This window comes from Nostoc sp. ChiVER01 (assembly GCF_034531155.1).
Lineage (GTDB): Bacteria > Cyanobacteriota > Cyanobacteriia > Cyanobacteriales > Nostocaceae > Nostoc.
In genome coordinates this window covers 15913-25662 of sequence record NZ_JAVRBS010000031.1, presented here as the reverse complement: position 1 = coordinate 25662, position 9750 = coordinate 15913, and the positions used below count along the sequence as shown (strand labels likewise).

The 9750-nt window shown below is 38.1% G+C and carries 16 protein-coding genes; 11 read left to right on the top strand and 5 right to left on the bottom strand.

What is annotated here, in order from left to right; translation table 11 throughout:
* Positions 1-14 precede the first annotated feature (14 nt).
* The 7 genes from nifX (at position 15) to RMY00_RS29375 (ending at position 3393) form a co-directional block, all read left to right on the top strand.
* Positions 15-428 carry a nitrogen fixation protein NifX gene (nifX, locus tag RMY00_RS29405; RefSeq protein WP_109012236.1) on the top strand — a complete coding sequence of 138 codons (414 nt, stop codon included), beginning with the start codon at positions 15-17 and terminating at the stop codon, positions 426-428.
* A complete protein-coding gene (locus tag RMY00_RS29400; RefSeq protein ID WP_322650919.1) occupies positions 425-901 on the top strand; it encodes a NifX-associated nitrogen fixation protein in 477 nt (158 codons plus the stop codon). The genes nifX and RMY00_RS29400 overlap by 4 nt, the downstream gene beginning before the upstream one ends.
* A gap of 84 nt (positions 902-985) precedes the next feature.
* Positions 986-1186: a CCE_0567 family metalloprotein gene (locus RMY00_RS29395; protein ID WP_100900533.1), complete on the top strand. Its 201-nt coding sequence runs from the start codon at positions 986-988 to the stop codon at positions 1184-1186.
* A gap of 90 nt (positions 1187-1276) precedes the next feature.
* On the top strand, positions 1277-1594 hold the full coding sequence (gene nifW, locus RMY00_RS29390; RefSeq protein ID WP_094339965.1) for a nitrogenase-stabilizing/protective protein NifW: 318 nt from the start codon (positions 1277-1279) through the stop codon (positions 1592-1594).
* Between the two features lie 10 nt (positions 1595-1604).
* Positions 1605-2414, top strand: coding sequence for a HesA/MoeB/ThiF family protein (locus RMY00_RS29385; RefSeq protein WP_152588234.1), 810 nt, complete (start codon positions 1605-1607; stop codon positions 2412-2414).
* Positions 2415-2505: 91 nt separating this feature from the next.
* Positions 2506-2877, top strand: coding sequence for an iron-sulfur cluster assembly accessory protein (locus tag RMY00_RS29380; protein WP_322650918.1), 372 nt, complete (start codon positions 2506-2508; stop codon positions 2875-2877).
* A 216-nt stretch (positions 2878-3093) separates the two neighbouring features.
* Positions 3094-3393, top strand: a complete 300-nt coding sequence (locus RMY00_RS29375; RefSeq protein WP_322650917.1) for a 2Fe-2S iron-sulfur cluster-binding protein — start codon at positions 3094-3096, stop codon at positions 3391-3393.
* Between the two features lie 284 nt (positions 3394-3677).
* On the opposite strand, the gene RMY00_RS29370 is transcribed toward RMY00_RS29375, so the two are convergent.
* On the bottom strand, positions 3678-3887 hold the full coding sequence (locus RMY00_RS29370) for a molybdopterin-binding protein (protein WP_322650916.1): 210 nt from the start codon (positions 3885-3887) through the stop codon (positions 3678-3680).
* Positions 3888-4534: 647 nt separating this feature from the next.
* Here RMY00_RS29370 and RMY00_RS29365 point away from each other — a divergent pair.
* From RMY00_RS29365 to RMY00_RS29355, 3 genes are read left to right on the top strand one after another with little or no spacing between them, the layout of a single operon-like run.
* A complete protein-coding gene (locus RMY00_RS29365) occupies positions 4535-5023 on the top strand; it encodes an ankyrin repeat domain-containing protein (RefSeq protein ID WP_322650915.1) in 489 nt (162 codons plus the stop codon).
* Positions 4986-6272, top strand: a complete 1287-nt coding sequence (locus RMY00_RS29360; RefSeq protein ID WP_322650914.1) for a SagB/ThcOx family dehydrogenase — start codon at positions 4986-4988, stop codon at positions 6270-6272. Before RMY00_RS29365 ends, RMY00_RS29360 begins: the two co-directional genes overlap by 38 nt.
* Positions 6273-6290: 18 nt before the next feature.
* Positions 6291-6665, top strand: a complete 375-nt coding sequence (locus tag RMY00_RS29355; protein WP_322650913.1) for a hypothetical protein — start codon at positions 6291-6293, stop codon at positions 6663-6665.
* 45 nt (positions 6666-6710) lie between these two features.
* On the opposite strand, the gene RMY00_RS29350 is transcribed toward RMY00_RS29355, so the two are convergent.
* The 4 genes from RMY00_RS29350 to RMY00_RS29335 form a co-directional block, all read right to left on the bottom strand.
* Positions 6711-7190: a hydrogenase maturation protease gene (locus tag RMY00_RS29350; RefSeq protein WP_322650912.1), complete on the bottom strand. Its 480-nt coding sequence runs from the start codon at positions 7188-7190 to the stop codon at positions 6711-6713.
* A 26-nt stretch (positions 7191-7216) separates the two neighbouring features.
* Complete coding sequence (locus tag RMY00_RS29345) at positions 7217-7576, bottom strand: DUF5615 family PIN-like protein (protein WP_322650911.1); 360 nt, start codon at positions 7574-7576, stop codon at positions 7217-7219.
* 2 nt (positions 7577-7578) lie between these two features.
* Positions 7579-7803 carry a DUF433 domain-containing protein gene (locus tag RMY00_RS29340; protein ID WP_322650910.1) on the bottom strand — a complete coding sequence of 75 codons (225 nt, stop codon included), beginning with the start codon at positions 7801-7803 and terminating at the stop codon, positions 7579-7581.
* Between the two features lie 242 nt (positions 7804-8045).
* A complete protein-coding gene (locus tag RMY00_RS29335) occupies positions 8046-8468 on the bottom strand; it encodes a hypothetical protein (RefSeq protein ID WP_114083647.1) in 423 nt (140 codons plus the stop codon).
* Between the two features lie 318 nt (positions 8469-8786).
* Here RMY00_RS29335 and RMY00_RS29330 point away from each other — a divergent pair, with 318 nt between their 5' ends.
* Positions 8787-9743 (top strand): hypothetical protein, encoded by a 957-nt coding sequence (locus RMY00_RS29330; protein ID WP_322650909.1) that lies wholly within the window; start codon positions 8787-8789, stop codon positions 9741-9743.
* Positions 9744-9750: the final 7 nt, after the last annotated feature.

Here is a 9750-nt window from a genome sequence, read left to right as displayed (position 1 = left end):
AGAGGAGAATTACAATGAAAATAGCCTTCACGACGAGTGACCGAGTTCATATTAATGCTCACTTCGGATGGGCAAAAATGATTGATGTTTACGAAATTACCGATGAAGGATACCACTTCGTAGAAACCCTCACCTTTGAAGGCGAACTCAAAGAAGATGGGAATGAAGATAAAATCACCCCAAAACTTGAGGCAATAGGCGACTGTACGATTATTTACGTAACAGCAATTGGTGGTAGTGCCGCCGCTCGGTTAATCAAGAAAGGTGTCACCCCAGTGAAGGCGCGATCGGAAGAAGAAGAAATTAGTGAAGTTCTAAATAAGTTAGTCAAAACCCTCAAAGGTAATCCTCCACCTTGGTTGCGTAAAGCTTTACAGCCAAAAACCACAAACTTTGCTGATGAAATTGAAGACGAAGCAACAGTATGACCGCAAATAATAGTGTTAACGGAACCGCTACAACAGAAGTCTTGAACTCACCTTTTCTTAAGGTATTAATCAAACAAATCCGTGGTCAAGATAGCTATGGAGTTTATCGTACTTGGTCGGATGAGTTGATTCTCAAACCTTTTATTGTTACCAAACAAAAGAAACGGGAAATCTCCGTTGAGGGCGAAGTTGATGCGGTAACTCAAGCCCGGATTATGGCATTTTTTCGAGCTGTAGCGGCTGGAATTGAACAAGAAACAGGTTTGATATCCCAGGTTGTAGTTGATTTGAGCCATGAAGGATTTGGCTGGGCGCTAGTTTTTTCTGGTCGTCTTTTGCTAACTGTGAAAACCCTGCGAGATGCTCATCGCTTTGGCTTTGACTCGCTAGAGAAATTAGCAGAAGAGGGAGAAAACTACGTCAAAAAAGGTCTTGATTTGGCGAAGCGCTTTCCTGAAGTTGGCAAAGTTTAAGTAGTCATTAGTCATTGGTCATTGGTCATTGGTAAAAGATAAATGACTAATGACAAAAGACAAAGGACAAAGGACAAATGACAAATGACAATTGAGGAACTACAAGGACAAATCAGACGGCTTAACAGCAAAGCAGGTCAAATGAAAATGGATCTGCATGATTTAGCTGAAGGTCTGCCAACAGATTACAACCAACTTATGGATGTTGCCGCCGCAACTTATGAAATCTATCGCCAGTTAGATGAACTTAAGCAACATCTAAAACAATTGGAAAATGCTAAATGACCTAAGAGGAAAAAGATACAAGCCCTAAAATCATGGGGATTGTTAATTTTGACTTTTGACTTTTGACTTTTGAATTCGGAGCGAAGCGACGTGACTGGAACTATTGATGAATTCAAGAAGCTCGTAGATGCAGAAGAATTTTTTCAATTCTTTAATATGTCCTACGATTTAGAAGTTGTGAATGTAAATCGTCTACATATTCTGAAAAAGTTTTCTCAATATATGCACGAAATTGATGAGAATTCTCCTGATTTGAGTCAAGAAGAGAAACTAAATCAATATTCTTTGGCTTTGCAAAAAGCCTATCAAGTATTTATCGAATCGACAGCTTACGAACAAAAGCTGTTCAAAGTGTTTAACGACAAGCCGAAAAATGTAGTCACACTGACAGAAATCACTTCTGATTAGGAGGTATAAATTGGTTAACCTAACGCCTACCGAATTAGAACGCTATCGTCGCCAAATGATGCTTCCGAATTTTGGCGAAACAGCACAGAAACGCCTGAAGTCAGCGACAGTTTTGGTTACAGGTGTGGGGGGATTAGGCGGTACGGCGGCGCTTTACTTAGCAGTAGCGGGCGTTGGGCGGCTAATCCTAGTCCGGGGTGGTGACTTACGGCTAGATGATATGAATCGTCAGGTTCTCATGACTGATGATTGGGTAGGTAAGCCAAGGGTATTCAAAGCTAAAGAAACTCTGGATGCGATTAATCCTGATGTCCAAGTGGAAGCTGTTCATGATTACATCACCCCGGAAAATGTAGATTCGTTAGTGCAATCTGCTGATATGGCTCTTGATTGTGCCCACAATTTTACAGAGCGCAATTTGTTAAATGAAGCCTGTGTGCGATCGCGTAAGCCAATGGTGGAAGCCGCAATGAATGGGATGGAGGCTTACCTGACGACGATTATTCCTGGTGTGACTCCTTGCTTGTCTTGTCTGTTTCCAGAAAAGCCTGAGTGGGATCAGCGCGGCTTTTCAGTTCTAGGCGCTGTTTCTGGAACCCTAGCTTGTTTAACAGCACTGGAAGCTATCAAGCTGATCACCGGGTTTAGTCAGCCTCTATTGTCGCAATTGCTGACAATCGACCTAAATCGGATGGAATTTGCTAAACGCCGTTCTCACCGCGATCGCTCTTGTCCAGTATGCGGTAATAGTGCGCCTTGGAGACACGCGCAATCCAATTCGATGGAACCTACAGCCACAGGTATTGCACAAAATACTTAATTTTGTCATTGGTCATTAGTGAATAACAAAGGACAACTGACAACCTACACCTGAAATCAGAATAACTAATCGCTACAAATCAGGAGACTTAATGGCCGTTATCTTATCAGAAAAAGCAGAATTTCATTTGCGAGCATTCATCAAAGGTTCAGCATCCGACGCTGATGGCGCAACAAAAGGTGTCCGCATCTCTGTAAAAGATGGTGGTTGCAGTGGCTATGAATATGCGATCGATATCACCAGCAAGCCTCAACCAGATGATTTGGTAAGTCAGCAAGGCAAAGTGCTGGTTTACGTTGATGCCAAAAGTGCGCCGTTATTAGACGGAGTTATCGTTGACTTCGTTGAGGGAGTGATGGAAAGCGGTTTTAAATTCATCAACCCCAATGCAACTGATACTTGCGGTTGTGGAAAGTCCTTCAAAACAGGCGACTGTACGCCTACTGGTGTACCTTGCAGCTAACATCATTCCGTTAGCACCCAAATCCCAAATAGACATCTTCCGCAGAGTTTCAATGCCTTGAGGTAGCTTCTAGTTCGCGTTGCATTTCTTACCCCTTATAGAGAAGCTGACTAAACTTAGCATCTCTTTAAGAAGAAAAGAAGCAAAAAGTAGGATAGGTTGCTCAAAAACTTCGGAAATTAAACCAACTGTATAACGTTTGAGGAGAATCTGAAAATGGCTACCTACCAAGTTAGACTAATCAACAAAAAAGAAGACATCGACGCCACAATTGAAGTTGACGAAGAGACTACCATCTTGGAAGCAGCAGAAGAACATGGTATTGAATTGCCTTTTTCATGTCATGCAGGATCTTGCTCTAGCTGTGTAGGCAAGGTTGTTGAAGGTGAAGTTAATCAAGATGATCAAAACTTTTTAGATGACGATCAAGTTTCTAAAGGATACGCTTTACTTTGTGTAACTTATCCTCGTTCTAATTGCACAATTAAGACTCATCAAGAAGCGTATCTCGTCTAAATCATTACTTTGGTTGCTACCTTTAGTGACTAAACAAAAGATGAAGGATGAAGGATGATAATATACTTCCTTCTTCCCTTCACAATCCCTAATTTATAATTCAAATGTTTTCTCCATTAAAAAGATACAAAACAAGCACTGATTACAACTACTAATTACGAATTACATTGACCTCACTCCTTTTCCAATTAATTCCAGGAGTGAGGTCACTAAATTTATAGAGATGAACACAATTTGGTATTACAGACAAAGCCGCTTTCAAGAAAAAGCAACTTGCTCATTTTTTAATCAACAGCAACTATCACATCTGATGATTTAATCACGGCATAAGCCTCCTTGCCTTCTGTAAGTCCCAGCTTTTCCGCCGATGATTTTGTGATTATTGACACTAATTCTACTCCTGGTGCCACTTCTAAAGTTATCTCAGTATTAACTGTTCCAGGTACAACTTTTTTTACAGTACCTTTGAGAGAATTACGAGCGCTAATTTCCATGTTCCTTCTGTTTTTACTTATTTATACTTAAACAAGCTAGCAAATTTGGCTTGAAAAAAGAAAATGTTTTAAATTTCTTAATAACTCTCACATCTATAAAGTAAATTTCAGGATCATAAGTCAGTTTTATTAAATATAAGATTCAATGTAAATATAGCATCAAATTTGAGCTAGACAATGTGCTTAAGACCATTATTAAAGCTAGTAAAACTTACGCAAAAATTTACTATTTACGCAAAACTTCTATCTTATCTTAGTCTATATAATGAAATTACATTATAAAAAATACTGCATTTTAATTGTTTTTAAATATTTTTCCTAGATATATCTAGGGATCTTTATAAATGATTCATGATTTAAACTTATCAGAGTGATAATATATAACTAAGCTAAATTGTTGCTAGTTAACTTAGTACTCAAGCAAATCAAAATCAAATTGCTGGATGAGGGCGGAGAGTAGGAGGTGGGGAAATGTTTTTTCGTCTTATCAAACTTCTAAATACCTAGCAAAGTTGCTTTGGCAAACAACAATACTTTAGCTACTCGTATAAGATTTTAAAGTAATGGTGGGTAATGCCCACCATTAAGTTTTCCAAGCATAAAATTGCTTAGAGAATACTTAATTGTATGATGTTGAAAAAATAATTATGAGTCAATTAAACAGACAAGATTTGAGTGAAGTCACAACCAAATGGCTAATAGCAAAAGGCTATAACCCTAGCGATTTAAATCAGCCGGGTGAAAATGGTGATACAGCTTTGATGAAAGCTACAAGAGAAGGGGTGTATGCAGTCGTCAAAGAGTTAGTTGATACAGGTGTGGATATCAATGCTCGAAATAGCGATCGCAACAATGCTTTGTGGTTTGCTTGTTTTGGTAATCACTACGATTTAATTAATTTACTGTTGGCTGCAAACATTAACATTGACAATCAAAATGATAACGGTGCAACCGTTTTAATGTATGCAGCATCAGCCGGAAAGACAGAAGTTGTCAAATTACTTTTACAACATAATCCTAATTTATATTTAAAAAACTTAGACGATTATAAAGCGATAGATTTTGCTAGTAACGTAGAAGTTTTAAGGATACTTAAAAATGCCACAAAATCAAATATCGGGCAAAACTTATCATGACGCTACCAAGCATTCTTACTTATCGGTACAACTTGATCCAAATTATGTAGATGGTTCAACACAGCCATCTTCATTTAAAGTTTATCCCAAGTTTTATCGGAGAGTGAAATTAAATCTCAATAATCCTGTTCATGGTTTTATCTCATTAACCAGTGCGATAACACTAGAAAAAGTATATAAAGATGGCCCTTATAAACTGCGGGTGAATCCATCAGCAGGCGCTCTGTATCCTACGGAAGTTTACGTACAGGTTCGTGGGATTGAGGGAATAGTCAATGGTATATACCATCTAGAAGTTGAGAATAATTGTCTAACTCTCATCTATGAATTAATTAATGATGGATTGGAGAATTATATTATACCGGGTAAATGTATCAACGGATTCATCTTTTTAATTAGTTGTGTTTATTATAGGTCTAGCTGGAAATATCAAAATAGAAGCATAAGATATTGCTTCTTAGATAGCGGACACCATTTAGGTGCGATCGCAGCTTCAGCTTTTCTCCACAACCGAGATATACAACTAATTTTCGATTTTGATAAACTTACTCTCAATTCCGATTTGGGATTCGAGAATAAGGAGTTTATCACGGCTTGTGCGGTGTCAGGAGAAATACAAGACAAGGAAATTAGACGTTTAAGGCTGAAAGTTCCTTTTGTCTGTGGTACTGATTATTTTGAATCTAATCAATTTATTGAAGATGCCTATCAAGCAACTGCTCTACAAAATAGTCGTCAGCAGAAATTAGAGTATCCTCAATTTAACTTCGACAAGGATAAATTTTCTCAAACAGTTTGGAATAGACGTTCTATTAGACGTTTCCGGAAAGAGTCTATTTCTCAAGAAGATTATTTATATGTAGTACAACAACTTCAGCAGTCAATACCGACAGAAAATTATGAAGAAATAGAAATTTACTTAGTGGTGCATCGAGTAGAGGGAATGACACCTGGATTATATAAAGGTACGTATCTGGTTAAAGCGGGTAACTTTAGTGAAAAGACAGGTTACTTATGTATTAATCAAGCTATTGCTAAAGATAGCGCTGTAACTTTATTTTTTGTGTCAGATTATTTAAACTATCAAACTGCTATGCAAATAGCTGGTTTTCTCGGACAGAGGCTTTATTTAATTAGTAATTATTTGGGAATTCAGTGTAGTGGGATTGGTGCTTATTATGATGACGAAACCCAAGAATTATTAGAAACAAATAAAGATGTACTTTATGGAATGGTGATTGGAATATAAACAGGAAGCTAAAGAGATATGCCTAGAAAGATGTATTACTTAAATGGTGATGACTCGCATCCTATGCAACCGACATCTGCGGACATTATACTACGGCAGCAACTAGAGTATTCTATTAGTAGATACTTTTATGACGCTTGCGATCGCACGATTCAAAATCTTCTGTCTACTTGTCGGTGGTATGTCACAACCCATGCCAATGCTCTAACATTAGTTATTGAATGTCCCGATCAAGTTACTAATTGGCGTATTTTGCAAAAAATCGTGCCAATGGGGACATTATTATATGGAATTGTTAGCAGTGCTAAAATCCGTGTTTGTCCGCCAGAGAGTCAAGGCGTACCTTTTGAAATGAGGGTAGATGAATTGTCTGTTTATCGGGATTGGGCATAAGAGAAGAGAGACGCGATGAATCGCGTTTGTACAAAAGTTAGGAGTTTAAAATTTCTGCTCATTATTTTGGCTGATGAGTGCAGCTACCTCTTCAAAAACTAAATCAGCAGAATGTTTGATAGCAGGACTTAACTCCAGTCCAAAACCAAGATTTGCCGCCTCAATTAAATAAACTGTTACCTCTTGGGGAAAGTCATTTTCAAAGATTTTCCGTCCGGCGACTAAAGCATTATCCCAACGAAAATCGTGCAAGTTATAACTAGGTTCGGGCATTGCTTCCAGTTCTTTTCCTGGAACTTTAAACACAGCACCAGGTTCAGAACCTGTTGAACTTGCATCAATAATTATTAATTCTTTACTACCTCTAGCTTGAAACATTACTTCCATGCCTGCGGTGCCACAGTCATATACTCGCACATGAAGATGAGGATTTTCAGCTAGATATTTTTGTAAGCGTTGGGCAATGATTACGCCTACTGCGTCATCACTGCGATTTAGATTGCCACAACCAATAATAGTTAGCATGGGATGAGATTTAATTGTTTAAGCTTTTACAAAGATACTTTTCTAAACCTGTGTCCATCTGCTTGTACAACTACAAATGCGCCTATCAATTCAACTTCCGAGTAAGTTTCTATAACTCGTACCAGTTCGTTATGAACTTTATTCACAGTTGTAGGTAGGATTCGGAGATAAATTACTCCAGATCCCATTGCTCTAACAAAAACAAGATTTCCGTAGTCTCTATCTCGCGTGATGAGAATACGGTTCTGTTCCTGTGCTGTTCTAAGTATTTCTTCATCACTTGCTTGCGAAAGATCAATCTGAGCAACAAGAACTACATCATGTCCGGTATCAACTAGAAATCTTGCTGTTACCGCATACACATCTTGATCTAGTAATAATCTCATGCTCAAATAGATACTAGGCGTATGTCTTCAGCTGCCACTAGCGCGATCGCATATCCTAAGCAGGCACGAATATCTTCAATTTGTAAGTCTGGATAGTAGTCTCGGATAATTTCTTCAAATGAAAGTCCTTCATTGAGCAGTTCAAGAATGCTTTGTACAGTGATGCGTGTGCCTGCGATGCAAGGTTTACCGAAATGAATTTGAGAGTTAACTATAATTTTGTCCATTTAACTATAAACTAATAATATGTTTCCTCAATTATAAAATAATAAGCTGCACTGTATCTATAAATGCAGTGAAACCTACTTTAAACCTTAAGGTCATAGTAAAAGGTATAAGATTAAGAACAAGTCACCATCAAGCTTCTGGTGATTGTGATTACTTTGAGTTTTTACCATAATCTGCAAAATATGAGGCTTTGACTGATGGGACAGACAAAGCCTCTGAAAAATAATTTATCAGCAGGAAGCTATAAATCTACACCATGTTTCTTGGCAACTTCAGTTAGTTTCTCATACTGATGTTGTGATGCTTGAGTTAATATCTCTTCAGCCTGTTCTTTAGTACTTCCTTCTTTAGGAATTAAATACTTGACATAAAGAGATACAAAATCAGCAGCGATCGCTAAACCGGATAAAGCATGTTTGTCAGCTTCTTTACCAGCGATCGCAGCTACCAATCCGGCTTTAATTGGGTCTGGTTTAACTTTCATGAACTGCTCGACAAGTTTAGGAACGTAGTCTTCTGGTGGCAAATTATCTAACTTACTTCTATCGGGAGTAAAGTTACATTCTGCGGCTTGAGCCTGCTCTAAAACACACCATTCTATGTATTCTTGCAATGCTGCATCGGGAACGCGAGGAAGATAATTATGTAGCGCTAAATCAGACACAAGCTTACCGTGTAAATTGCTGTTTTATGCAAATGCATTAACGCCAGCCTAACGCATCGTTTCTAGAAGTTTTGGTGTGTTACGCTACGACTGTTGAATAAATAGTTAGATTATTAGATATCTAAAGCAAAAATCATCCTAAAGTAGAGCGATGATGCTCTTCATATTGAAATAATTGTCGATTAACGAGAAAACGACAATTACAAGGATATATTTTAAAGAATATTTACAGATGTATTCAAGTTGTATTTCTCATGAGAATCTTAAGAATATTATCACCCGTTTTGATTAATTAGTTTAAGGAAGGCAAAGTTAGCTATGGGAAAAGATTATATTTTATTTCTGCATGGCGTAAATGTACGGGAATCGAAAGAAAACGAAAGGAACCAGAATTACACCTATGCCAATAAGTTGTTTAACTTGATTGTTGAGGTAGTCCGGCAGAAAGATCGTAATCGTGAATGCATCAAAGTACCTCTTTACTGGGGTGATGTCAACGAAAGCGCCTTGAATGAACTACTAACAAACCTGAAAGGCTCGTCTAAGTGGAACCAACTCTGGTTTCAGGATTTTCGCCAGAAGCAAATATTGCAATTTGTCGGGGATGGAGGACTGTACATCAGTCGCCTAATTGGATCAATGGCGGCTGAACAACTCAAAAACCAAACATTTAAAGGCTTAGAAAAGTATAAACAGGACGATCGCCTACATTTGGTGACTCATAGTTGGGGGACAATCATACTGTTTGATATTCTGTTTGCCAGCCGTTGGGATAATCAGGAAATTCCTGGCTATCAGAGTGTAAAGGATATTCGAGATAAGCTTTATGGCGTTGGAGACAACCCTACAACAGGTATCCGACTAGCTAGCATTCAGACTATGGGTTCTCCCATCGCCTTGTTTAGCTTAATTACTATCAATGGTAGAAACGCTAATGATGAAAGTACTCATGACATCAGCCCTGGTTTAAGTAATTTGTTGAAGAACCTTACCCAAGGAGATCGAGAGTTGTCTTGGATCAATTTTATACATCCTGGCGATCCAATTGCTTGGCCGCTAGAAAATCTTATCACTAAGTTAATTCCCGATTCTGGTTCTTACGTTAACGTAGAAGACGTTCTCACTAGTGACTCTGGTTTATTGAATTTATTTGCTCAAACCCCACCCATTCAACAAACGTTTTTGGCTTTAGCAAATGGCGGCAACGCTCACGGAAGTTATTGGCAAAATAAAGATGTAGCACAGCGAATAGCAGCAAACATTCTAACGATCTAATACTATC

Bases quoted from the DNA above. Each gene is read 5' to 3' on its own strand.
- RMY00_RS29370 (WP_322650916.1), bottom strand. From the start codon at position 3,887: ATGGAAATTAGCGCTCGTAATTCTCTCAAAGGTACTGTAAAAAAAGTT.
- RMY00_RS29345 (WP_322650911.1), bottom strand. From the start codon at position 7,576: ATGAGATTATTACTAGATCAAGATGTGTATGCGGTAACAGCAAGATTT.
- nifX (WP_109012236.1), top strand. From the start codon at position 15: ATGAAAATAGCCTTCACGACGAGTGACCGAGTTCATATTAATGCTCAC.
- RMY00_RS29365 (WP_322650915.1), top strand. From the start codon at position 4,535: ATGAGTCAATTAAACAGACAAGATTTGAGTGAAGTCACAACCAAATGG.
- RMY00_RS29375 (WP_322650917.1), top strand. From the start codon at position 3,094: ATGGCTACCTACCAAGTTAGACTAATCAACAAAAAAGAAGACATCGAC.
- RMY00_RS29355 (WP_322650913.1), top strand. From the start codon at position 6,291: ATGCCTAGAAAGATGTATTACTTAAATGGTGATGACTCGCATCCTATG.
- RMY00_RS29380 (WP_322650918.1), top strand. From the start codon at position 2,506: ATGGCCGTTATCTTATCAGAAAAAGCAGAATTTCATTTGCGAGCATTC.
- RMY00_RS29350 (WP_322650912.1), bottom strand. From the start codon at position 7,190: ATGCTAACTATTATTGGTTGTGGCAATCTAAATCGCAGTGATGACGCA.
- RMY00_RS29400 (WP_322650919.1), top strand. From the start codon at position 425: ATGACCGCAAATAATAGTGTTAACGGAACCGCTACAACAGAAGTCTTG.
- RMY00_RS29395 (WP_100900533.1), top strand. From the start codon at position 986: ATGACAATTGAGGAACTACAAGGACAAATCAGACGGCTTAACAGCAAA.
- RMY00_RS29360 (WP_322650914.1), top strand. From the start codon at position 4,986: ATGCCACAAAATCAAATATCGGGCAAAACTTATCATGACGCTACCAAG.
- RMY00_RS29330 (WP_322650909.1), top strand. From the start codon at position 8,787: ATGGGAAAAGATTATATTTTATTTCTGCATGGCGTAAATGTACGGGAA.
- RMY00_RS29340 (WP_322650910.1), bottom strand. From the start codon at position 7,803: ATGGACAAAATTATAGTTAACTCTCAAATTCATTTCGGTAAACCTTGC.